22 protein-coding genes and 1 tRNA gene are annotated in these 23,503 nt (G+C 65.3%); 10 read left to right on the forward strand and 13 right to left on the reverse strand.

The window, feature by feature from the left end; all coding sequences use genetic code 11:
• Positions 1 to 180: 180 nt before the first annotated feature.
• On the reverse strand, positions 181 to 870 hold the full coding sequence (locus ISO4_RS00935; RefSeq protein ID WP_194854834.1) for a response regulator transcription factor: 690 nt from the start codon (positions 868 to 870) through the stop codon (positions 181 to 183).
• A gap of 91 nt (positions 871 to 961) precedes the next feature.
• On the reverse strand, positions 962 to 1,291 hold the full coding sequence (locus tag ISO4_RS00940) for a DMT family transporter (RefSeq protein WP_194854835.1): 330 nt from the start codon (positions 1,289 to 1,291) through the stop codon (positions 962 to 964).
• A gap of 254 nt (positions 1,292 to 1,545) precedes the next feature.
• On the opposite strand from ISO4_RS00940, the gene ISO4_RS00945 reads away from it, so the two are divergent.
• The 5 genes from ISO4_RS00945 (at position 1,546) to ISO4_RS00965 (ending at position 7,243) form a co-directional block, all read left to right on the forward strand.
• A tRNA-Arg gene (locus ISO4_RS00945) sits at positions 1,546 to 1,622 on the forward strand.
• 280 nt (positions 1,623 to 1,902) lie between these two features.
• Positions 1,903 to 3,348, forward strand: coding sequence for a pyruvate kinase (pyk, locus tag ISO4_RS00950; RefSeq protein WP_194854836.1), 1,446 nt, complete (start codon positions 1,903 to 1,905; stop codon positions 3,346 to 3,348).
• Positions 3,349 to 3,424: 76 nt separating this feature from the next.
• Entirely contained in the window at positions 3,425 to 4,300 is an 876-nt protein-coding gene (locus ISO4_RS00955) for a crotonase/enoyl-CoA hydratase family protein (protein WP_142947594.1), read from the forward strand.
• A gap of 580 nt (positions 4,301 to 4,880) precedes the next feature.
• Complete coding sequence (locus ISO4_RS00960) at positions 4,881 to 6,275, forward strand: hypothetical protein (protein ID WP_194854837.1); 1,395 nt, start codon at positions 4,881 to 4,883, stop codon at positions 6,273 to 6,275.
• 101 nt (positions 6,276 to 6,376) lie between these two features.
• Positions 6,377 to 7,243, forward strand: coding sequence for a hypothetical protein (locus ISO4_RS00965; protein ID WP_194854838.1), 867 nt, complete (start codon positions 6,377 to 6,379; stop codon positions 7,241 to 7,243).
• A gap of 12 nt (positions 7,244 to 7,255) precedes the next feature.
• Here ISO4_RS00965 and ISO4_RS17140 read toward each other — a convergent pair whose 3' ends face one another.
• From ISO4_RS17140 to ISO4_RS00985, 4 genes are read right to left on the reverse strand one after another with little or no spacing between them, the layout of a single operon-like run.
• Positions 7,256 to 8,893, reverse strand: coding sequence for an NHL repeat-containing protein (locus ISO4_RS17140; RefSeq protein WP_194854839.1), 1,638 nt, complete (start codon positions 8,891 to 8,893; stop codon positions 7,256 to 7,258).
• A 40-nt stretch (positions 8,894 to 8,933) separates the two neighbouring features.
• The gene (nfi, locus tag ISO4_RS00975; RefSeq protein ID WP_194854840.1) at positions 8,934 to 9,641 is read right to left on the reverse strand and encodes a deoxyribonuclease V; all 708 of its coding nucleotides are present in this window, start codon (positions 9,639 to 9,641) and stop codon (positions 8,934 to 8,936) included.
• Positions 9,642 to 10,376, reverse strand: coding sequence for a TetR/AcrR family transcriptional regulator (locus ISO4_RS00980; RefSeq protein ID WP_185956858.1), 735 nt, complete (start codon positions 10,374 to 10,376; stop codon positions 9,642 to 9,644).
• A 43-nt stretch (positions 10,377 to 10,419) separates the two neighbouring features.
• The gene (locus ISO4_RS00985; protein ID WP_323745312.1) at positions 10,420 to 11,418 is read right to left on the reverse strand and encodes an alpha/beta fold hydrolase; all 999 of its coding nucleotides are present in this window, start codon (positions 11,416 to 11,418) and stop codon (positions 10,420 to 10,422) included.
• Positions 11,419 to 11,566: 148 nt separating this feature from the next.
• Here ISO4_RS00985 and glnT point away from each other — a divergent pair, with 148 nt between their 5' ends.
• The 3 genes from glnT to ISO4_RS01000 all read left to right on the forward strand — a co-directional run bounded on the left by glnT (position 11,567) and on the right by ISO4_RS01000 (position 14,710).
• Positions 11,567 to 12,925: a type III glutamate--ammonia ligase gene (gene glnT, locus ISO4_RS00990; protein WP_142947601.1), complete on the forward strand. Its 1,359-nt coding sequence runs from the start codon at positions 11,567 to 11,569 to the stop codon at positions 12,923 to 12,925.
• 22 nt (positions 12,926 to 12,947) lie between these two features.
• Positions 12,948 to 14,039 (forward strand): putative urea ABC transporter substrate-binding protein, encoded by a 1,092-nt coding sequence (locus tag ISO4_RS00995; protein ID WP_194854842.1) that lies wholly within the window; start codon positions 12,948 to 12,950, stop codon positions 14,037 to 14,039.
• Positions 14,040 to 14,101: 62 nt separating this feature from the next.
• Complete coding sequence (locus ISO4_RS01000) at positions 14,102 to 14,710, forward strand: TetR family transcriptional regulator (protein WP_194854843.1); 609 nt, start codon at positions 14,102 to 14,104, stop codon at positions 14,708 to 14,710.
• On the opposite strand, the gene ISO4_RS01005 is transcribed toward ISO4_RS01000, so the two are convergent.
• The 7 genes from ISO4_RS01005 to ISO4_RS01035 all read right to left on the reverse strand — a co-directional run bounded on the left by ISO4_RS01005 (position 14,699) and on the right by ISO4_RS01035 (position 21,506).
• Positions 14,699 to 17,464: a PKD domain-containing protein gene (locus ISO4_RS01005; RefSeq protein ID WP_194854844.1), complete on the reverse strand. Its 2,766-nt coding sequence runs from the start codon at positions 17,462 to 17,464 to the stop codon at positions 14,699 to 14,701. The genes ISO4_RS01000 and ISO4_RS01005 overlap by 12 nt on opposite strands.
• A gap of 194 nt (positions 17,465 to 17,658) precedes the next feature.
• Positions 17,659 to 19,224 (reverse strand): PepSY-associated TM helix domain-containing protein, encoded by a 1,566-nt coding sequence (locus ISO4_RS01010; RefSeq protein WP_194854845.1) that lies wholly within the window; start codon positions 19,222 to 19,224, stop codon positions 17,659 to 17,661.
• Positions 19,224 to 19,478: a hypothetical protein gene (locus ISO4_RS01015; protein ID WP_194854846.1), complete on the reverse strand. Its 255-nt coding sequence runs from the start codon at positions 19,476 to 19,478 to the stop codon at positions 19,224 to 19,226. The genes ISO4_RS01010 and ISO4_RS01015 overlap by 1 nt, the downstream gene beginning before the upstream one ends.
• Positions 19,475 to 19,759, reverse strand: a complete 285-nt coding sequence (locus tag ISO4_RS01020; RefSeq protein WP_194854847.1) for a hypothetical protein — start codon at positions 19,757 to 19,759, stop codon at positions 19,475 to 19,477. Before ISO4_RS01020 ends, ISO4_RS01015 begins: the two co-directional genes overlap by 4 nt.
• A gap of 89 nt (positions 19,760 to 19,848) precedes the next feature.
• Positions 19,849 to 20,418: a hypothetical protein gene (locus tag ISO4_RS01025; protein ID WP_194854848.1), complete on the reverse strand. Its 570-nt coding sequence runs from the start codon at positions 20,416 to 20,418 to the stop codon at positions 19,849 to 19,851.
• Entirely contained in the window at positions 20,415 to 21,023 is a 609-nt protein-coding gene (locus ISO4_RS01030) for a hypothetical protein (protein WP_194854849.1), read from the reverse strand. The genes ISO4_RS01025 and ISO4_RS01030 overlap by 4 nt, the downstream gene beginning before the upstream one ends.
• A gap of 243 nt (positions 21,024 to 21,266) precedes the next feature.
• Positions 21,267 to 21,506 (reverse strand): hypothetical protein, encoded by a 240-nt coding sequence (locus ISO4_RS01035; RefSeq protein WP_142947610.1) that lies wholly within the window; start codon positions 21,504 to 21,506, stop codon positions 21,267 to 21,269.
• A gap of 186 nt (positions 21,507 to 21,692) precedes the next feature.
• On the opposite strand from ISO4_RS01035, the gene ISO4_RS01040 reads away from it, so the two are divergent.
• Both ISO4_RS01040 and ISO4_RS01045 read left to right on the forward strand, forming a co-directional pair.
• Complete coding sequence (locus ISO4_RS01040; protein WP_194854850.1) at positions 21,693 to 22,790, forward strand: alpha/beta fold hydrolase; 1,098 nt, start codon at positions 21,693 to 21,695, stop codon at positions 22,788 to 22,790.
• On the forward strand, positions 22,787 to 23,422 hold the full coding sequence (locus ISO4_RS01045) for a class I SAM-dependent methyltransferase (protein WP_194854851.1): 636 nt from the start codon (positions 22,787 to 22,789) through the stop codon (positions 23,420 to 23,422). Before ISO4_RS01040 ends, ISO4_RS01045 begins: the two co-directional genes overlap by 4 nt.
• Positions 23,423 to 23,503 lie beyond the last annotated feature (81 nt).

A 23,503-nucleotide genomic window follows, 5' to 3' on the forward strand; every position in this document is an offset into this window, starting at 1 on the left:
CCACCGTGGCCGGTCCAACGTAGCGTAACGGTACCACCGGGCGTTTACGGCCGGAACAGGGATTTTGCCGAAAAGCGCCTTTCGGGCCGCAGGCGCGGCGCCACGGGCAGGGCACCGCTGTCCCGAGGCGCGGGGGAGTCGACGGTAGTGGGGAACGACAGCGAACCGGTCGCCGGCGGGTCAATCGTCGATCGGTTCCAGGCGGTAACCGTGCTGGTAGACCGTCTTGATGCGGTAGCCCCGCTCGGGGCGGATCTGCAAACTACGACGAATGCGGCTGATGTGCACGTCCACGGTGCGGGATTCGATCGGGGTCATGATGCCCCAGACTTTCTCCAGCAGGTGGGCACGGGACATCAGCTTGCCGACGTTCTGAAACAGATAGCAAGCGAGCTCGTAATCCTTGTCGGTGAGCTTGACCGGCTCATCGTCCAGGGTAATCTGGCGGCGACCACGATCGATCGTCCAGGGTCCCACGGTCATCATTCCTTGATCATCCATGTCAGCGACGCCCGCCCGGCGCCCGAGCGCGTTGAGACGGGCCAGCAATTCCGCTTGTTTCACAGGCTTAACCATATAGTCATCGGCACCCTGACTGAGTGCGCCGACAATCGACGACTCATCATCACGCTGGGTGGCGAACAGCACCGGCGTTTTATTGCCGCTGGCCCGCACCTCCCCGAGCACCGCGTAACCGCTCATGTCGGGGACTTCCCAGTCAAGCACCAGTAAATCGAAGGTGTCTCTGCGCAGCAGACTCATGAACTCCCGTCCGCTGGAGAGATGCATGCAAGTGTGCCCCGCCTCGCGTAGCCAGTGAGTGACCAGCTCGGCCTGGGCGTGATCGTCTTCTAAATAAGCAATGCGCACCGTTTCTACTCCATCCAATACCGCTGAAGCGTACCCAATCCATCATCGGATCGCGGGAAAAGATTGTAAAATGCCCGGCGGCGCGGCGCCGTCAACCGCCCTGCGTGGAAAGCTTCAACCCCACCACGCCGACGATGATCAGAGCCAGAAAGCCCAACCGCGCGGTACCCAGCGGATCCTGGAAAAACACCACCCCCAGCAGGGTAATGCCGACCGCCCCGAGCCCGGTCCAGACCGCGTAGGCGGTGCCCACCGGGATGCCCCGCATGGCGAACGACAGCGCCAGCATATTGAGCGCCGTGAGCACCAGCGACGTGCTGATCGACGCCACCCCCGGCTGCATCTGTATCCACTTCAGGCTCATCGCCCAGGCGATTTCCACCACCACCGCCGCCAGCAAAACCCACCAATATGGATTCATGTCTCGAACTCCCGGGAAAAACGGGCTCGTGTAGCGGACGGACCTGCCGGAAACCCGTAAGAGACAGGACCATCAGCCGCCCGACCGGAACGAAGCGGCGGCGGCATTATACGCAGCTGACAGGGTCAGGCCCACCGGGCCGAAGGCCGCGCGGAGCATGGACGCCGCCCACCCAAACGGCTATCATGCGCGTCCTGAATCGGCACCCCGCCCACTAAAGGCGCCGCCGGACAGGTTTTGTGACAACAAGTTTTGCGCCCGTAGCTCAGCTGGATAGAGCGTTGCCCTCCGGAGGCAAAGGTCAGAGGTTCGAATCCTCTCGGGCGTGCCAAATAAAAAGGCCCACCCCCGCGAAGGGGGTGGGCCTTTTTATTTGGCACGCCCGTCGGATCGACCTCTCCAGGTTCGACCAACTCGCTTTACAAGCGAGTTGGCGACGAGCGGCCAAAGGCCGCGAAGCCCCGCAGGGGTCGAAACGGCCAAAAGCCGTTTCGATCAATCCTCACGGAAACGCCCCAAAACACATCCGCAAACACTCCGCCCCCTCACCTGATCCTCAATATCTGCAACAATGAAACCCACCTGACCCGATCCCAGCAAAAGGCAGCCCCATGTTCCGACGCACCAAAATCGTCGCCACCCTCGGCCCGGCCTCCTCCGACGCCGGCCTCCTGGCCCGGTTGATCGACGCCGGCGTCAACGTCTTCCGCCTTAATTTCTCCCACGGCAGCACCGACGACCACCGCGCCGTCGCCGCCCGCGTCCGCGAACAGGCCGACGCGCAGGCCCGCAACGTGGCGATCCTCGCCGATCTGCAGGGCCCCAAGATTCGCATCGCCCGGTTCCGCGACGGTCCTGTGATGCTGGAACCCGGCCAGCCCTTCACCATCGACACCGCCCTGGACAAGGACGCCGGCGACAGCGGCCAGGTGGGCACCGACTACGCCGGGCTCGCCGACGACTGCCGGGCCGGCGACACCCTGCTGCTGAACGACGGCCTGCTCGCCTTGAGCGTCGAGAACGTCGCCGGCAGCCGCGTCGAGTGCCGGGTGCTGGTGGGTGGCGAGCTGTCCAACAATAAAGGCATTAATCGCCAGGGCGGCGGACTCAACGCCCAGGCCCTCACCGACAAGGACCGCGAGGACATCAAGCTGGCGGCCTCCCTGGAAGTGGATTTCCTGGCGCTGTCGTTCCCCCGCCACGCCGACGACATCCATCAGGCCCGCGCCCTGTATCGCGAAGCCGGCGGTCACGGCGACATGGTCGCCAAGATCGAGCGGGCGGAAGCGGTCGCCGACCCGGCGGTGCTGGACGACATCATCCTCGCCGCCGACGGCGTGATGGTGGCGCGCGGCGACCTGGCGGTGGAAATCGGCGACGCCGAGCTGGTGGGCGTACAGAAGCACATCATCCGTCGCGCCCGCGCCCTGGACCGGTTCGTGATCACCGCCACGCAGATGATGGAATCCATGATCCACAGCCCCCAGCCCACCCGCGCGGAAGTCTCCGACGTGGCCAACGCGGTGCTCGACGGCACCGACGCGGTGATGCTGTCGGCGGAAACCGCGGTCGGCGACTACCCGGTGGCCACGGTGCAGGCCATGGACCGCATTATCCTCGGCGCCGAGCGCACCTATCAGAGTCGGCCCAGCGAGGACCGGCCCGAGCAGGGCATGAGCCACAACGACGAGGCCATCGCCCGCGCCGCCATGCATGTGGCGAACCACCTGAGCGGGGTAAAGGCGATCATCGCCATGACCGAAACCGGCACTACGCCGAGGCTGATGTCGCGGGTGCGCTCCGGCATGCCGATCTTCGCCTTTACCCCGGACCCGCGCACCCGCCGCCGCGTGGCGATCTACCGGGGCGTGGAGCCGCAGCACTTCGAAATGGCCAGCGACCCCGGTCAGGTCAACCGGGAAGCGGCCGACCAGCTTCAGCGGTTGGGGCTGGTGGAAGACGGCGATCGCTTGATTCTCACCAAGGGCGACGCCGTGCGCGTGGGCGGCGGCACCAACACCCTGAAGATCATCACCGTGGGCGAGGCCGGCGACTGACCGCCCCCCCCCCCCCGGCAAGTCCCTGCATCAGTCACCATGAATAATCAGACACTCAATAACATCGGGAGAGACCATGGAAACGCCTTCTTTTAATACTCTGGAGATCACCGTCGATGACGGCATCGCCACCATCTATCTGAACCGCCCGGATCGCATGAACGCCTTTACCCGGGAAATGAAGGACGAGCTGCTCGCCGCCTTTGATTACACCGATTCCGACGACGCGGTGCGCGCGGTGATCGTCACCGGCAACGGCCGCGCCTTCTGCGCCGGCGCCGACCTGTCCTCCGGCGGCGACACCTTCGACTACAAGAAGCGCGGCGGCGAAGGGGCCAACCCGGACGACGCCCACCGCGACGGCGGCGGCCAGGTGGCCCTGCGCATCCACCGCAGCCTCAAGCCGGTGATCGGCGCGATCAACGGCGCCGCCGTGGGCGTCGGCGTCACCATGCAGTTGCCCATGGACGTGCGCATGGCTTCCGAGAACGCCAAGTTCGGCTTTGTGTTCTCGCGCCGGGGCATCGTCAATGAAGCGGCGTCGTCCTGGTTTCTGAGCCGGGTGGTGGGCATCTCCTCGGCGCTGGAGTGGTGCTTCTCCGGGCGCGTGTTCAGCGCGGCGGAAGCCAAGGAGCGTGGGCTGGTGCGCTCGGTGCACGCACCGGACGAACTCTACCCGGCGGCGCTGGCACTAGCGAAGGAGTTCGCCGACCAGACCGCGCCGGTGTCGGTGGCGATGATCCGTCAGATGATCTGGCGCATGGCCGGTGCCGAGCACCCCATGGAAGCGCACAAACTCGACAGCCGGGCGATGAAGTCACGGGGTGGATCCGCCGATGTGCGCGAAGGCGTGGAGTCGTTTCTGCAGAAAAGAGCCGCCGTCTTCCCCGACAAGGTGTCCGAGGACCTGCCCGATTTCTTCGACTGGCAGGGCGAGCCGCCTTTCGAGTAAGGCGGCACCCGGCCGGGGCGGCGCGCAGGGACATATCTTGCAACACTTTCGACTTGCCAGAGAAAGTGTGTCCGCCCCCGGCCAACCCCCTTCGATATTAGTGAACACTTGTTCCTTTTCTGGAAAATGGAACAGCGGGCTGTGACCTGTTCCATTTTTCGAAAACGCGGATCCCGCTACTATTAAAGATTCAGGCGCCCGGAACACCCCGTACATACCGACCGGTATTTTTGTTTACATTAAAAAGTCAGGGCGGCCCGTCCTTTAATTTACCAGTGTTCACATTGCCGTCCGGATTTGTCCTCCGGCTCTGAAAATAAACCACATACCAAAGGGTATTTTGGCGTTTTACAGTATTGCGTCTGTGACAAGAGGGGTTCTAAGATAGTTCGTGACAACCGGGTGAACAGCTGATTTTTCAGGTATTCGCCGAAAGTCTAGTGGACTCTTTCTTCGTAAAGGTGTCCGCTCGGGAGACGATGCCCTGGGAAGGGCATATAAGAGGGTTTCGAGGCCGGCGCTGGATAACCGGATAAGCCCTCAAATACCAATAAACTTCGAAGAAAACAGGACAAAAACAATGGCACTTAAGTGGACCAATAAAGCTCAGGGGGCGCTGAACAGCAGTGCCGACCGCAAACTCCGCATCTCTTCACTGACCAAAGCAATCGGCCTGGCCTCCGTATTCGGCGCCACCACCGCGCTGTCCCCCGCTGCCCAGGCACTGAAAACCGACTTCGGCGTTGAATACCGCGCCACCGGTTTCCAAGTAGAATCCGAAGCTTTCGAACTTGGCGGCGCTACCGGTGATAGCGACAACGGCATGGCGCATTTGATTCGTGTCAAGACCGACTTCCTTGACGAAGACACCGGCATTTCCCTACACACCAGCCTGGAGGTGGCCGGGGACCGGTGGTCTGGCGACGCTCGCAACTATGAAACCACTGGCCCCCAGGGTTTCAACACCTCCAACAACGGTGACAACGTTCGTCTGGATCTGGGTTATTTGCAGATTCCGGTGGGCCACACCGTTTTCCGGGTCGGCCGTCAGGCTACCAGCTACAACAGTTGCTTTCTGGTGTGTGACGATCGCCGTGACCGCCTGCTGATGATTCAGCCTTTCAGCAAGGATTTTCAGGTTCTCGCTCTTTATGACCGTCGTAAAGATGCCCACAACGGCGCAACTTTCGACAATAACGATAATGGCGATCAGTACGGGTTAGCCGCCGTGGCCAAGGTAGCCGGCCTCGATACCAGCTTGCTGCTTCTCCATTACGGCAAGAACGATTCCGGCGTGACCGGCGGCAATGAATACGCCCTGCAAGGCGTCAACGCGGTATCCGGTTACGTAGCTGGCGATGTCGGTGAACTGGCCAAGATGACTGTGGGCTTTAACCTGTTCATGGACGGCGAGCTGCAAACCGCAGACCCAAGCAATGGCCAGTACTTCACCGAAGATTCCATGTCCCAGTTCGTGCGACTGGAAGGCAGCTTGGGCTTGATGGACTGGGGGTTGCAGTACGCTGGCGCCCAAGACGGCGGCCTGGTCTCCACCGGGTTTGATACCTATTCCAGCCTGATCAATAGCAATCCTGAATCCACCAACAGCCCGACCAGCGTCTACAGCATCGGGCAGACCTTTGGCGTGGAAGACTTAGACCAACAGATCATCGCTGGCAAAGCGACCTTCAACCTGACTCCGAAGTTCTCCATTACCGGTGCCGTCGGTCAACTGGACGTGGATCATCCAGCCCTCGGCACTGACGATTCCATGTTCTATGATCTGGAGTTGAGCTACCAGGTGAACAAGTCCCTGCGCACCTGGTTCACCTATGGTGTCATGGAAGAGAATCAGGCGGTTGCCTTGACCGGCAATGGCCTCATCGGCGGCTTCTCCGGCCCGGGCGATCCCCAGGCAAGTATCGCGGATGATGATGTCCAGGCCGCCAGCCTGAACATCGCGGTGGATTTCTAATCAACGCCTGGTCCACTGTAGTACCATGAAAAGCCGGAGGGGCCTTGCCTCTCCGGCTTTTTAATTTCAGCCCTGATCACAAATGTCCGGAAGTGAACACCATGACTTTATCCGTTTGCAGGGGCTCCGCCCTGATTTTGACGCTGGCGGTGCTAAGCGCCTGCGCCACCGACATCACTCAGGAAGAGACCCTCGCACTTACCGACTCTGAACTGGCACTGGATCGTGAACAGTCCGATTGGCAAACCCCGTTCTGGGAGAGCCGCACCAATGCCGGCTCAAGCCAGACAGAACGCCCAGATACGGTCAGTGGCGACGACCCTCTGACGAACATCGGCCTGGTCCTTGCCCCTTCCATACAGGACGGTCGGGCGTTGGTCGAAACGCTCTACAGCGACGGCCAGGGACAAGGTCTGCGCCCACTTCCCGGCGGGCTGGTAGCGGAGACCATCAACACTGCGGACGCTTGCCAAAACCAGGCGACTGCCAGCGACGCTTGCCTGGCCAGCCTGGCGGCTTACCCAGGCGTGCGCCTGCTGGTGGAAATCATGCCGGCACAGGAAGGCGACGGCCTCAGCGCCGAGCTGCACGACACCAGCCTCAATGCCCACTACCGCATCGACCGCTTCGCCAACAGTGAAGCCGGTGCCGACGCGCTCATGGACGAGATCAACCGGCGCGTGGCCATGGCCCCCTGGTCCAGCCGCGTCTTCCAGGGCGAGGACGGCGGCCTGTATATCAGTGCCAGCCGCGTTAACGGTCTGAATCAGGGCCAGCGGCTGGACGTGCGGGAGCCGGGCAAGGCGGTACGCGCGCCCTCCGGCCAGGTGGTGGCGTTCCGCCCCGGGCAAAGCGTGGGGCGGGTGGAAATCGTGGAGTTCGTCGGCGACTACCTGGCGGTGGTGAAGACGGTGTCCGGCCAGACGCCGGACGACCGTCATTGGATCACGCTGCCCGCCAGTCAGTAGCAGGCACGAAGGTCAGCGCCGGGGCAGGCGGTACAGCCCGGCGTCGCGGTCGGCGGTGAAGAACAGATCCCCGTTGGCCGCTTCCACCACGTCGTTGAACACCCCGGTGGGCGGCAGCCCCTCCAGCGCCGGCAGCCCCACCGGCAGGTCCTCGGCCAGCGTGCGGGTGGCGCCGTCCACCGGATCAATCTCCAGCAGGCGCTGCTTGCCCACTTCCATCACCAGCAGCTTACCGGCCGCGCTGACACTGATGCCTTCCGGCATCGCCAGGCCGTCACGGACCCGCCGCTTGGACCAGTCCGCCGGGTTCACCGCCCACACCGAACCGCCCGCCGTGGTCACGAACAGGGTTGAGCGGTCCGCGTTGAACGCCATGCCCGCCGGACCGGCCAGCGCCACCACCACCGCTTCCCGCTGCTCGCCCTGCTCACCGCTGACACGCAGCAGACGGCCGGTGGCCAGCTCCGCCACCAGCAGGCTGCCATCGGCCAGCTGCACGGCGTCGTGGGGCGCCTGGAAGTCTTGGAAACCGTGGGTCATTTCACCGCTGGCGCGGTCGAACACCTGCACCGTGCCGGTGGCCCAGCTGGTCAGCACCACCACATGCTCGTCCGCCCAGGCGTTGAGCGGGTACTCCAGATGGGACGCCCACATGCGGCCCACTTCGCGGATGTCGCCGCTGCCGGTGTCCATCACCCGGTAGGCGAAGGTGTCGGCGATATGCAGCTGGTCGCCGACCATCGCCAGCCCGGAGGGCGCGGCCAGACGGGTGCGCACCAGGTCACGGACCCGGCCGTCGGCCAGATCCACTTCCTGGATGCTGTTATCAGCCATATTGGATACGTAAATCAGGCCCGCTTTTTTATCGATGGCCAGGTTGTCCAGCGACGGGCTGAGCTGCGCGACACGGACCTTTTCAGAACGGCCCGGAGTCACCCGTAACAGTTCGCCGGTGGCGCTGTCGACCACGTACAGGCGCCCCTGGCCGTCGAAGTTCACCGCCGCCGGTATCCGGAAGCCGTCGGCGACGGTGTCCATCTCACCGCTCTCCACATTGACGCGCACCACCTCGCCCTTGAACCAGAGCGGGCCGTACAGGTGGCCGTCGGGGCCGAACTCGAAGCCATTGAGCCCGCCCATGCCCTCGATGATCTTGCGCGGCGGCTGTTCACCGCTACGGTCGATTTCGTAAAGCGCGTCGCCCATGAACACCTGGGTGGCGAACAGACGGCCGTCCTCGGTATAGGCGAGGGAATTCAGGCCGGGCAGGCCACTGGCCACGGTACGAATCTCACCGGCCGCGTTACGGATGCGCAGCTCGCCGACCAGATAGGCGGTCCAGGCGACCTCGCCGTCCGGCCCGAACGCCACGTCATCGGCCATGCCCGCCGGCGGCCCCACGAACGGGCGGACCGCGCCGCTCTCCCGGTCCACCAGGGACAAGGACTGCCCCACCACGCTGCCGGCCAGCAGCCGGCCCCGCGGGTCGATGCCCAGGCCGTGCACGCCCAGGTAGGGCAACGGCCCCTCGACGACGGCTGGTTCACCGTATTCCGCTTGCGGCGGCGGCGGTGGCGTGGTGCTGCAGGCGGCGGCGCCCAGCAGCAACGCGCTCAGCGACAGCCAGCGGTGTGTTCTGAGATGATCCATGTACGCTCTCCCTGGTTGTTATCGATGTTGTCGATCCAGATTAGCGCAGCGCATCCAGGCGGGCGAGCCATCGTTGGCCGCGGTTGGACGCCAGCCCGTCCGCCCAGCGGGTGGTCTCGGGAAGCCGATAACGGGTGGTGCAGGCCATCACCAGTTCCAGCGCCGTGGCCAGATCGGTGCGATGGCCCGGGGACACGATCAGCGGCCGGGTGCCGACTCGGGTGCGCAGCACCGCGCCCAGGGTGTCGCCGGCGCGGTCCAGCAACGGCGTCCATTCACCGCGCCCCTCCGGCACCTCGCCGTGGCGGCCGGTGAGCCGCTTCTTGGCGACCCCCACCGCGGGCAGCCCGGTCAGCACACCAAGATGCGCGGCGATACCCAGCCGGCGCGGGTGGGCGATGCCGTGGCCATCGCACAGCAGCACATCCGGCGCCACCCGAAGCTGTTCCAGCGCGCGCAGGATCACCGGACATTCGCGGAACGACAGCAGCCCGGGCACATACGGAAAGGCCACCGGAAGTCGCGCCAGGGCGTAATCAAGCGGCTCCAGGGTGCGGTAATCCAGCACCACAATGGCGGCACGGGCGGTGTCGGCGTTCTCGAACCCCACATCGACGCCGGCAACCGTGCGCACCGGCGGCAAATCGTCGCTCAGCCTGATCTGCGTCGCGGTGTCCCGCTGTATGCGCCGGGCCCGCGACGCGTCCATGTCGGCCCATTGTTGCTGCAGTTGCTGCGCGGTAACCATTCAACCTCTGCCTTCGTCCTTGCGAACCTGTTCCGTGCTCTTATCCAGCGCCGCCACAACGGCCGGCGACAACGGGGCATCAAACATCGCCGCCCCGGTGGCGATCAAATCTTCAATACGCACACGCGCGTCGTCGTAGCGGAACGCGGAACCTTGAGCGTGCTGAATCTGCTCCAGCGCGGCCAGGCCATTAACCTGCATATCCATGACGCTTATAAAGCGTTGATCGACAATCTGCACGGGCATGTAGGGTTTACAGTCGCGCAGGGCGGCAAGACAAGCCTCCAGCCCCAACCCGTAAAGACCACGAAACTGGCGCCAGACAGCACGGTCCACGCGTAGCTGTATCAAAAAGCGCATGTAATGACCTGGGGAAGAGCCGTCGAGAAGCAACTCGGCCAGCGGCATGAGACAACAACGGGATATCTGCTCAGTGCTCAACGGCATGCCGTTGCTTGCCGCCAGTGCCTGATCAAGCATTTCGGTTCGGCGTGCGTCCACTGGCGCGGAGCGCAGTTGCAACACCGACTCCACGATCGCCTCGCGGGAACCGAAATGATAGTGGATGACGGACTCGTTTCTCTGCCCGGCCTGCTCACGAATCTCACGCAACGTGGCGCCTTGCAAACCCTTTACCGCGAACACCTGCTCCGCCGCCAGCGTCAGCTCAAGGCGGGTCCCCTTAAGCGCCCGGCTTTTACTCTTGGAGTTTCGTATCTCGGTCCTCGCTGTCATGGCTCCGGCCTTCCACGTCATTTAATGGCTGAATATTAGCAGCTCAGGGAGCAGCAAGCAGGCCCGCCATGGCGCGCCACCACTGCGCCATGGCCACCGGCTCGCGCCCCGGGGCGCCGGCGGCGTGCCCGTAGTCGGAGTCGAGCACCTCGACGCGGGCACCGGCGATCAGCCCGGCCTCGTGGCGGGCGTCCTCGACGGTGAAGTACAGATCGGTGCGCGACGGCATGACCAGGGTGCGCGCGCTGATCGCGCCCAGGGCGCTGTCGCCCGGGTCGGCGCTTTCCCAGGCGTGCATCACGGCGAGCAGATCATTGGCGTCCTGGGCCAGATGGTCCTGCTCCCAGAAGCGCAGCAGCGCGTCGATGTCGGCGAACCCCAGATTGCGGTACAGGCCCTGGCGGAAGAACGCCTGGCTGTAGGCCCAGCCGGCGTAAACCCGGGCAAACGCCTTGAGCCCCGCTTCCGGCGCGCGCTGATAATCACCGCCGTTGTACACCGGGTCCGCCATCAGAGCGCTGCGCACGCCGTCGAGAAACACCCGGTTGTGGGGCCAGCAGCGGGCGGTGGCGCACACTGGCAGCAGGCGTTGCACCCGCCGCGGATGCCGCGCCGCCCACAGATAGGACTGCATGCCGCCCATGGACCAGCCGGTGGCCAGGGCAATGTCCACGTCGCCGAACCAGGCCTGCAACGCCCGGCGCTGGGCCTCCACATTGTCGTCGAGAGTCACGGCGGGAAAACGATGCCCCGCCTGTGACGGGTGGCACCGGCTCGGCGAGCTGGCGCGCCCGTTGCCGAACATATCAAACAGCACCACGCAGTAGTCGCCGCCGGCCAGCGGGCCGCCCGCACCAACAAGGGGCAGGCTGCCCTCATAAGTGCCACCGTAGTAGCAGGGAACGATCACCAGGTTGTCCCGGCGCGCGTTCAACGCACCGATCTGGTAGCCGGTCAGCACGGCATCGCGCAGCACGCCGCCTTCTTTAAGCGGCAGATCGCCCAGTCGAATCTCTCTGCTAAACCCTTGTTTCTGAACCACTGTTTCTCTCCTCGCAGGCCGGATCGAACAGGCCGGGAAGGCCGCGCGTCCGAAATTATATATACAGGCTGGCATGTATATTGAATGAAGGAATCGTGCCAAGGCGCACCCTGAGCGCCCAGCGACGGAACCGACAGGAGAGAAACCGATGAATGCGTACCAACCCGTTGAATCCCTGCGCCAGGATCTGGCGGAAAAAGGCGTGAAGTACGCCATGGCCAGCTACGTGGATATCCACGGCGCCATTAAGGGCAAGTTCGTGCCGCTCAACCACCTGGACCGCATGATGAAGGGTTCGGAACTGTACACCGGCGCCGCCCTGGACGGTGTGCCCCAGGACATCAACGACGACGAAGTGGCGGCCATGCCCGACGCGGCCAGCGCCACCCAATGCACCTGGAACCGTCAGCTCGCCTGGTTCGCCAGCGACCTGCACCTGAACGGCGAGCCGTTCCAGGCCTGTTCCCGGCATATTCTCAAGCGCCAGCTGGCGGCCGCCGCCGAGCTGGGCTTCAGCTTCAACCTGGGCATCGAGACCGAGTTCTTTCTGTTCAAGGACACCGAGGACGGCGGCTTCGCGCCGATCAGCGACCGCGATGTGCTCGACAAGCCCTGCTACGACCCCAGCGTGCTGATGGACAACCTGCCGATCATCGACGAGATCGTGGACGCCATGAACGAACAGGGCTGGGACGTGTATTCCTTCGACCACGAGGACGCCAACGGCCAGTTCGAAACCGACTTCATGTTCACCGACGCCCTCAACATGGCCGACCGTCTGGTGTACTTCCGCATGATGGCCAACGAGATCGCCCGCAAGCACGGCGCCTTCGCCAGCTTCATGGCCAAGCCGTTCGCCGACCGCACCGGCAGCGGCGCCCACTTCAACATGTCCCTGGCGGACATCGACAGCGGCAAGAACCTGTTCGAGCCGGACGGCGACGACCCGCACCAGTGCGGTGTGTCACCGCTGGCCTACCACTTTATCGCCGGGGTGCTGAAACACGCGCGCGCCATCTGCGCGGTGATCGCGCCCACCGTGAACAGCTACAAGCGTCTGGTGCAGCGCGGCGCCATGTCCGGTTCCACCTGGGCACCGGTGTATTGCTGCTACGGCAACAACAACCGCACCAACATGCTGCGCATTCCGTCCCAGGGCGGCCGCGTGGAATGCCGCGCCCCGGACATCAGCGGCAACCCCTATCTGGGCGCGGCGATGATGCTGGCCGCCGGCCTGGAAGGGATTCGCGAAAAACTGGAACCGGGTGAACCGCACCGGGAAAACATGAACGACCACAGCCTCGCCGAGATCAAGGCGATGGGCATTGAAATGCTGCCGCGCACCCTGGGCGAAGCGGTGGACGCCTTCGAGGCGGACCCGCTTTCCCGTGACGTGTTCGGTGACCTGATGTTCGACAGCTTTATCGACTTCAAACGCTCCGAGTGGGAGCAGTACCACAACCTGGTTTCCGACTGGGAAGTGAAACGCTACCTGAAAATGTTCTGATCCGACCGTACAGGAGAACACCATGAAGTTAATCAAACGCACTCTTCACTGGACCGGCGCGCTGGCGCTGGCCGGGGTGATGTCCGCCTCTTTCCTGGCGCCGTCCACGGCGCAGGCCGAGGAACGCGACAGCTTCAGGCTGGCCTGGACCATCTACGCCGGCTGGATGCCCTGGAAGTACGCCGACGAGTCCGGAATCATGGACAAGTGGGCCGACAAGTACGACATCGATGTGGAGATCACCCAGATCAATGATTACATCGAATCGATCAACCAGTTCACCGCCGGTCAGTACGACGCGGTAACCCTCACCAGCATGGACGCCCTGTCGATCCCCGCCGCCGGCGGCGTCGATTCCACCGCCCTGCTGATCGGCGACTACTCCAACGGCAACGACGGCCTGGTGATGAAAGACCCGGACGGCGGCGTGGCGTCACTGAAAGGCCAAACCATCAACCTGGTGGAATTGTCGGTGTCCCATTATCTGCTGGCCCGGGCACTGGAAGAACAGGGCCTGAGCGAGCGGGACGTGAACATCGTGAACACTTCCGACGCGGATATCGTGGCCGCGTTCAGCAGCGACGACGTGCGCAACATCGTCACCTGGAATCCGCTGCTCACCGAAGCGGCCGCCACGCCCGGCGCCGAAATCGTGTTCGACTCCAGCCAGATCCCCGGCCACATCAAGGACCTGACCCTGGTCAATACCGAAACCCTGAAGGACAATCCGAAGCTGGGTAAGGCACTGACTGGCGCCTGGTACGAAGTAATGGCGATTCTGGAGAGCAACACCCAGAAAGGCGAAGACGCCCGCGCCTTTCTCGGCCAGGCTTCCGGCACCGACCAGAAGGGTTACGAAGACCAGCTGGCCGGCATGAAGATGTTCTGGGAACCGGATGCCGCCGTGGCCTTCGCCAACAGCGACGAAGCCTTCCAGGCCATGGACGACGTGCGTGAGTTTTCCTTTAAACACGGTCTGCTGGGCGAAGGCGCCCCCAGTGCCGACTTTATCGGCATCGCCTTCCCGGGTGGCAAGGTGCTGGGCGACAAAGGCAACATCAAGCTGCGCTTTGACACCACCTACATGCAGATGGCCGACGACGGCGAACTGTAAGATTAATCCGCACAGGGAGGTCGGCCGCCACGTTTCGCTTGCGCGTGGCGGCCTTGTTGCCGATGAGACGAACAAAAGAAGACGCGGAAAAAACCCGCCGCAAAATCGTCGAAGTGGCCCTGCAGCTTTTCAGCAGCAACGGCTACACCAACACCACGCTGGCCAAGATCGCCACCGAGGCGGGCTTCAGCCGCGGACCGATTTACTGGCACTTCAACAACAAGGATGAATTGTTCGAGGAAGTGCTTTCGTTTTCGCAGCAGCCGCTGGCCGACCTGATCAACCAGGCACGCGGTGAGCTGGCACATCCGTTAAACGCCATCCATGAATTCGCGGAACAATGGCTGCGCCTGTTGGTGGATAACCGCTGGCACCGTCAGTCGTTTGAAATACTGCTCAATAAAACCGAGCTCACCTCGACCATGGAGCGCACCCTCAAACGGGAGCGCAAACTCACCCGGGACGTGGTCTCGGTACTCACCAACCTGGTCACGCAGGCCCAGCAACAGCAGCTCATCAGTGATCGCCACGGCGCCGACGAGCTGGGATTGCTGTGCTACACCTATCTGATGGGCATCACCCAGACCTGGTTGTTCTCCCCGCGCCTGTTCAAGTTGGAACAGGAAATTCCCTTCTTCCTCGACCGTCTCGACCGCCTGCTACAGGATTGATCCGGCGCCGCCACCGTCGGCTTCGCAGAGCGGCAACGGGGACGCCCCGGGCAACACCCACACCGGGCTGGAGAACGCCACCGGGCGGCCCGTGTCCGGATCCAGAATGCGGAGGAAATAATACCGCTCCTGGTCGCCGACGGTGAGGGTCGCGGTCCAGCTCGCGCCGGTGCCGGTGGCGACCACCCGGTTGCCGTTGGTGACCAGCTCCATGCGCCCGGTGAAATCCGCGCCGGCGCGGCTCAGCGATGCCCGCAACGGCAGTTGCTGTCCCTCCGGGCGGCGCAGACGGCTGCCCATGGGCTTGTCGTCCACGCGCACCGTCATGCGCAGGTCGTTGTAGCCCTGGGCCACCGCGTAGAAGCGACGCGCGGACAACGCTTCCTTTAAGTCCGCCGCGTCGCGGGACCGGGCGATCAACACCGTCTTCGGCAGATCCGGATCGCCCCATTCCTCATCGTGATGGTCCTCCGAGCCCACCGCGCCCAGATGCCAGCCTTTATCCAGCGCGTAGGCCAGCCAGCTGCCGCCGGGGCCGCCGGAGTCGTACTCCGAGCCTTTGCCGAACACCTCCAGGCCCACCGCGCGGCGGTCGGCGGCGGGCACGTAGCGGAAATCGTTGAAGGTGTAGGCGGGATCGCCGCCGATCGGCTCGACGATCTGTTCCAGCGCGTCCTCGCGCCCCGGGTGGTTGAACACCAGCAGGCTGTCGCCGCCGCCACCGAACGCGGCGGGATAACTGAACCATTGCCAGAACAGGCCCATGGACACCGCGTACCCGGGGCCGGTTTTGGCGTTGATCACGTTGTCGCCGAACAACAGATTGATGTGCCCGAAGCGGTCCGAGGTCCACTCAAAACCCCGGATGGCGGTGAAGCCGTCGTCGCTGGCGGCGAGCGCCTGTTCCTCGGTGGCGGACCACTTGCGGAACGAATCGAAGGGGGCATCGTCATCGGCGATCAGACATTCGAAGAAGCGTTCGGAAAAACAATCGCCGTTAACGGAAAGCGGCAGGCGGGTGTTGTCCGAGTGGTCGGTGACGGCGGTGAAATCCAGGCCCAGCGCCCGGGTGCGCTCGAACACCTCCGCCGGCCGCGAGCTGATGGCGCCGTCCGAATAGCCGGTGTGTTCGTGAATGGCGCCGATGTAATGCTCGAAAGTGCGCGCGTCGAAGGCCGGCGTGCACTGGTCGGCGGGCGCCGCCTGGGGCAGGGTTTCCAGCACGTAGAGCGGGTCGGTGAGCTTGCCCAGAATCGCCTCGCAGCCGCCGCCGGCGGGATCGCGCAGGCACCCCGCCACGCCGTCATCCAGGCTCGCCAGCGCCGAGAACGGACAGGCCGGATCGCGCGGATCATCCAGGCAGGCGCCGATCCCGTCCGGGTCCAGCAATCCGCCCAGCACCGCCAGCGGGCAGCCGGCCTGCAGCGGGCTGAGCAGGCACTGGAACACACCCGGCGAGGCCTCCGCCCGGGGCGTCGCCTGCAGGGTCACCGTGCGACTGGTCTCGCGGTCGCCGTCGGACACCGTCACCTCGAAGCCGAACACGGTGGCCTCGTCCAGCAGCGGCAGGGTGACCCGGGCGTCGCCGGTGTCGGCGTTGTCGATCGCCAGCGCCGGGGCGCCGTCATCCCGTTGCGTCCAGCGGTATTGCAACGGGTGGTTGTCCGGGTCCGAGGCGACCGCCAGCAGCCGTGCGGTTTCGCCGCCGCTGGCGACGCCCGGGTCGGCGTAGGCGTCATCGATACGCGGGGCCGCGTTGGCCGGTGCCGGAAGAATAGTGACGGTGACGCGGTCGCTGGCGCGCCCGCCCTGATCGTCCACGGCGGTCAGCGACAGCTCGACGTCCGTGGCCTCGGCCACCGGCGGCGCGGTAAACGCCACCTGCAGCCGGTCGTCGCCCTCCAGGGTCAGGGCGGGGCCGCCCGGCGTCACCCGCCACAGCACGCTGACCACGGCGCCGTCGTCACTGGCGGTGCCGTCCAGCACCACCCGCTCGCCGGCGGTGACGGTGCGGTCGTCGCCGGCATCCACCGTCGGCAGGGGGTTGTTGAAGGTATCCACCACGGTGACGGTGACCGTATCGCGGCCCACGGCGCCACTGGAATCCTCGGCTTCCAGTTCGAAGGTCAGCGCGGTGTCGGCGTCCACCTGCGGCGCGACGATAGTCAACAGGTTCTGGTCCCTGGCGCCGTCGATGACCGCTTCGGGCCCGTCGGTCTGCCGCCAGCCCAGGCGCCGCAGGGAGCGGCCCGGGGACACCGTGGCGCCACCGTTGAGCTGCAGGGCCTCACCCTCATCGACGCGCTGGTCCCGGCCGGCGTCCACGCGGGGCGCATCGCCGCCGGCGGCCTCGATGGTCACCGTGCTCACCCCCTCCGCGGAGGCGCCGCCGTCGTCGGTGACCCGCACCCGAACCCGGGCTTCGCCGTCCACCGCCGAAGTCGGCACACGCACCGTCAGGCGGCGTGGCTGCTCCTCGACCACGGTCAGGGCCCCGTCCACGGTCCAGGTCACCGACTCGATCCGGCCGTCATCGTCCTCGGCGGTGAGCCGGAAGGTGCCCTCGGTGCCGGCGATCAGCCGGGCCGGACCTTCCAGTATCGCCTGGGGCGCCCGGTTGGAGGGCTCGGGCGACGCCGGGTCACTGTCCGAGCCACCCCCACCCCCACCACAGGCCGCCAGCAACGCGGTGATCAAGAACACCGGCACCATGCAAAACCGGCGTGCCCGCCCTGAATCCTGCCAACCGCTCATAAGGAACCCCCGTACCAGAACAAGGCGCGAGTATTCCTTTACGGGATGACCGGGCCATGACGGCGCGGACGGGAAAGGCTACAGACAGACACAAAGCGCCACTTCAGCAGCGAACGTCGCCTATCGGGTGGCTAACGGGCGGCAAAGCGGCGTACAAAAAGACGCGCGGCGGCGGCCGGGACCCGGCCCGGCGTTCAGGCGACGCCGGCCTCGGCGGGCCCGGCCGCGCCGCGGCGGACGCCGCTCACCCAGAGCGGATGCGGCCCGGCCTGTCGCAGACGGCGCACCCGCAGGCGGTCGACCAGGAACAGGCTGGCGGCGATCGCCAGCAGCGAGCCGTTGACCAGCAGGCGGTCCGGATCCAGCCAGGAAGCGAACCCTTCGATGGCACCCTGCAGCACCGGCACCAGCACATAGAGCACGGCACACAGGGGCAGCCAGACCCGCGCCGTGGTCAGTGGCGGGAAACGGAACGCGCTCAGCACCGCCACCAGCAAGGTGGCGACGAAGGCGGCCTTTTCCGCCACCGCGGTGGTGCCGGGCCAGGGCGAATACATCGCCAGCTTATTGGCCATGAAGGACGCCGCGATACCGGCCATCACACCGAAGGTCACCCCCAGGGTGAGGCGCAACATGATCGCCGCCGCCCGGCTCGGGCCCTGGCGGTCGGTGCGCCGCTCGCTCCACATGATGTTGCCGGAGACGAACAGCAGGCAGCCCAGCAGGCCCAACACGAAATACAGCAGGCGCACGAACAAGCCGCCATAGTCACCGAAGTGCAGCGAATAGACCGGCGACAGCAGGAAATGATTGAACGGCCGCGCGCCGGGCGCGGACACCGTCAGCAGCTCGGCGTTGTCGGCGCGCATCACCACATGGGCGTGGTGGGCCACATTGCCCGGCACCGAGCCGCCCACGTCGACCACGCCGTTTTCATCGCCGTACTGCTGCAACTCGATCCAGCCCACTTCCATGTCCGGAAGCTGCTCGCGGGCGGTGGCCAGATACTGGTCCACCGGCGCCATGGCGGCGGCGTTACCGCTCGCTTCCGGGGTCGGCCAGGCCTCCATGGCCTCGGTGGCGGCACCCTGGAACTGGGGCCCGAACACCAGGGCGCCCAGTGTCAGCGTGAGCAAGGCGAAACAGCCCATGGCGGCGCCGGTGACCGCGAAGATCAGATGGAACGGGAAGCTGATCACCCCCACCAGGTTATGCAGGTTTTTCCAATAGCGGCGCAGATTGCCCTGGTGCTTGAGCGCGAAGAATTCCTTTTTCATTTTCGGCCAGTGGATCACCAGGCCACCGATCAGCGCGGCGCCGTACAGCACCGAAATCACGCCCATCAGGTACAGCCCCACCGTCGGGATGCCGAGCTGGAAATGCAGCTCGTTGATGAACCCGGCCAGCTCCGAATGCGGCCGCTCGACGGCCTCCCCGGCATCGTTGAAGTCGCTGGCGTGCTCGGTGTGCCAGACCGCCTCGCCGTCCACCCTTTCCTGCCAGATGGCGGCGGGCTCGTCGCCGGGGATCAGGAACAGCCAGTTGCCGGCCTCCGGGTTTCTGGCGATCACCGTGTCCAGCAGGGCCTGCATGTTGGCGTCGCCGGCTTCGGCGGTCTCCCAGGGCTCCTGCCAGTGATGCAGCTCATGGTGGAACATGTTGACCGCGCCGGCGAAGAACGCCACGAACAAGGCCAACCCGGAAACAATACCCACCCAGGCATGCAGATCGATCTGCCGTTTCATGGTGTCGACGCGCATCAGGCACCCCCGTAAAGCGTGGTGGTTTGCAGCAACAGCCAGGCCAGGCCGTTGGCCGCCAGCAGTACCACGCCGGCACGCCAATGGCTGGACGCAACCCCGGCGAGCACGATCAAAGCGGCCCAGAACACCAGGCACAGCAACATCATCAGTACCAGCCAGTCGTGCCAGTCCACCGGCATCGCCGCCGCCAGCAGGCCGCACAACATGGCCGCCAGCGGCAAGCCCAGCACACCCCCCAGAAGCGCCCTCATGCCCTCTCTCCGGAGGCGCCGGGGCGCCGGTAGCTGTCGACCAGATGGCCCACCAGCATGGGCAGCGAGATGGCGCCCAGGGCGAACACCCAGCAGGCGGTGAACAACCCCACGCCCGGCCCCAAACGCCAGCCCCAACCGGCGAAACTCCCCACCACCAGAATCACGCCGGCAAGGCGGGCGGCGGCCGGCAACGGTTGGGCCAGGGCCCGCTGTTGGCGGTCGGAGAGATACAGTAAGGCGGTGCCGGCCAGCAGCACGGCGGCGAGAAGGAACAGCATAGATAACTCAAAGTGATCCTGATAACGATTCGCATTTATACTCTTGAGGCGGCAAGGGGTCAATGCGCCATCGTCTTATCGCAGGGGTGTCACAAAGAGTTCATGGCATCCTGGGCGGCGGTGATGCGCTCCGCGCTGAGCGTGCGCCAGTCCAGGTGGTCCCGGTCCGGCACCCAGACATCGGTGAAGCGGGCGGCGTCGGCCACCGCCATTTCCGCGCTCAATAGCGGTACCTCGTGGAGGTGCCCATGCAGCCCACCGGTCCGGGACACCACATCCAGCCAGCCGGCGGGCCGCTGATGCAGGCGCACCCCGGGCAGCGGGCAGCGCTCCACCGGCTCACTGACCGCGCAGTCCAGCACCGCGTCCCGCTCGTGGCTGATGCCCTGGCGCCAGAGCGCGGAGCCGCCCACCACCACCAGGGAGGGGAAGGCGCGCCGCAGCGCCAGACACAGGTCCGCCTCGGCAGGTGTCTCACCGCTGCCCAGCCGGATGAACACCGGGCGCGGCGGCGCCACCTGACGCACCTGACCACTTTCCAGCCAGCGCAGGGCCAGCGCCATGGCGGCCTGCTCGTCGCCGGGCAGCTGCTGCTTCAGGTCGGCCAGGGTGAACACCACCGGCAGGCGGGTATCAGGGTCGTGGGATGACGCGTTCATGAATCCACCACGCAGGGCTCGCCGCGATCCAGACCCAGCCAGCCGCGCACCCGCAGCACCCGGGCCAGCGCCCAGCAGATCACCGCCACCCGGCCGGCGTTTTCGGCCAGGCAGCGGCGGTGTTCGGCGAGCCTGCGCACGGCGTCTTCCAGCCGCTGCTGGCAGGCCGCGCGGCGCGGGTCCGGTCGGCTCTGCTGGGCCAGCTGCAGGGTCAGCAGGCGGCCCTGGAAGTCCTCCATCTGCGCCACATAGGCCCGGTCCACCACGCTGAAGCTGCTCAGGCGCTGAATGCCGGCGCGACGGTGGCGCCGCCGGCCGGCCTGCTCCCGCCGGTCACGGCCGAATACGCCACTGAGCCGATGGAGCGCGCGCCACCACCAGGGCCGGCGATCCGCCACTGACAGGTACCAGGTCCAGGCCTGCAACCGGACGATATCGTGGCGCAGTTCGCGGACCCGCTGATGGCGGCGGCCACGGGCACGGGGGCCGGCCCCGGAACGATAGACGGAGTAGTACTCGGAAAGGGCCCGGGCGCGGCCGTGAAGCGCCTCGATGGCGAGCCGCAGCGGCGATTCGGACACCGCTTTTTGTCCCTCGGAAGCCATCGGATCACTCCTGGTTAGCGGGCCGGGCGGCCCGCAATGTTCGCCCCTGATCACGGGTGGCAAAGGGCCACCCAATACGCATTCACTCTAGCCAGCCGGGGTGAAGCACCAAAGACACAATGCGTCCCGTTTGGGTGAACGGATGTAGCCGAATGTATCTTTTCGGCCCGGGCGTCGCCGGCGTCCGGGCATAAAAAAACCGCCGGAGTAGCCGGCGGTTTTTTTGTCGCTAACGAAGCTGTATTAGCTGTCGTCACCGTCCATGGCTTCGCCCATTTCGCTACCGGCTTCCTTGGTTTCATCCCAAGCTTCGCCCATCTCTTCACCGGCCTCTTCCATGGGGCCCTGATCTTCGGTGACGTCCTCAACGGCCTCGTCGACGTTTTCGCCAGCTTTTTCCATCGGGCCTTGCTGATCGCAACCGGCCAGACCCAGCAGGCCACCAAACACTACTACTAACAGTCCTTTACTGAACGTACGCATAGTCACTCCTCGACGTGTCGTGATCGTTGAGGAGCAATCTATCGTTCCGCTTCGCCAGTGAACAGGGGCCACCCCTTTGATTTTCCTCTATTTTACGTTCCGACAAACCGGCGCTGCGCGGCTCCGGGCGGCGTTGGGACGCCGCACCAACCCTGCTATGATCGATAAGCGCATGAGGAGCCGGGGATGAAAAGACTGAGCCAACAACTGGGCGGGCTCGCCCAGCTACTAACAACAATGGGCGGAGAAGTCACACAGGTGGTGCAGGATATGCACGGCACCATCGCCAACCCGTTCAAGATCCGGGGCGAAGGCTATACCGCCGCGCCCATCGTCTACGACCTGATCCGTTACGGGTTTCGCCAGGCCGGCAATCTCGCCGGGTTCGCCAATCTGGCCGCCGATCCGGACCAGGAGCTGCGCGACAACCTGGACCTGCGCAGCGTGGTCAACGGCGTGTTCGGGCAATTGCTGCACACCCAGGACAGCGACTACGCGCTGCCGATGACCATGCTGCCCCAGGCGCCGTCCCTGGAACGGGACACCCTGATTCTGTTCGTGCACGGGCTATGCCTGAACGAAGGCTGCTGGAACAACCCGGCCGCCCGCGCCTTCAGCGACTGGGCCGGCCCGAAACTGGATGCCCAGACCCGCACGCTGCGCTACAACACCGGCCTGCATATTTCCGAGAACGGCCGTGCACTGGCCGATCTGCTGGCCGGCATCGCGCTGCCCTCCCGCGTCATTCTGATCGGCCACAGCATGGGCGGCCTGGTGTCGCGCAGCGCCCTGCATCAGGGCCGCGAACGGGGCGACGCCTGGGTCGACCGCATCAGCCATCTGGCGTGCCTCGGGGCGCCCCACCAGGGGGCGGTGCTTGAACGGGTCGGCAACCAGGCCAACCGGCTGCTGGGCGTCACCCCCTACTCCCGGCCCCTGATGCGGTTGGGCAATCTGCGCTCCGACGGCATCCGCGACCTGCGCTTCGGCTACGTGCTGGAAAAGCAATGGCGGGACCGGCCACTGGATGAAGCCCGGCCCAGCGGCAAGGTGCCGCTGGACCCGCACGTGAAACAACTGTTCCTGGCCGGCTCGCTCAGTGACGAGGGCGCCGACAACCCGCTGGGCGACTGGCTGGTGCGGGTGGACAGCGCCCTGGCCGAACGGCTCTACCCCGACGCCGACAACCTCACCCGGCGGCTGTTCCATCGCATGGGCCATATGGCGATGCTCGAGGACCCGCGCACCTACGACAGCCTGCGGGAGTGGCTGACCGCCCCATGAGCGGCTGCCGCCTGTGCGGGCAACCCGGCGCCGAGCTGTTCGCCTCCGTGGAGGGGCGCCGCTATCTGCGGTGCCCGCGCTGCCACCTGACCTTCCTCGCCGCCACCCAGTTACCGGACCAGGCCGAAGAAAAAGCCCAGTACGACCTGCACCGCAATGAACCGGACGACCCCGGCTACCGGCGTTTTCTGGACCAGTTGGGCGCGCCGCTTTGCGAGCGCCTGGACGCCGGCGCCCGGGGCCTGGATTTCGGCTGCGGCCCGGGCCCGGCCCTGGCACGCATGCTGGAAGAACGGGGCCACCCGATGCGCGTCTACGATCCGATTTACGCCCCGGACCCGGCGCCGCTGGACCAGCAATACGATTTCGTGACCTGTACCGAGGTGCTTGAACACCTGCACTGGCCGGAACGGGAGTGGCGGCGATTCGCGGAGCTGGTGAAACCGGGGGGCTGGCTGGGGGTGATGACCCGTTTTCTGACCGACGACGGGCATTTTCCGCGCTGGCACTACCGGCGCGACCCCACCCATGTGTGTTTCTGGCAGCCGGCCACCTTCCAATGGCTGGCGCGAGAGCAGGGCTGGGAACTGGTGATGGCGAACAATCCGGTGGCGCTCTTGCGTCGACGGTAACGCCCGCTTACCGGCGGTGGCAGGCTCAGCCGGCCACCGCCATGGCGATCAACGCCGCCAACAGGGCCAGCGGCACGATAA

It is taken from the genome of Alloalcanivorax venustensis ISO4 (genome assembly GCF_015356855.1).
Taxonomy (GTDB): domain Bacteria; phylum Pseudomonadota; class Gammaproteobacteria; order Pseudomonadales; family Alcanivoracaceae; genus Alloalcanivorax; species Alloalcanivorax venustensis.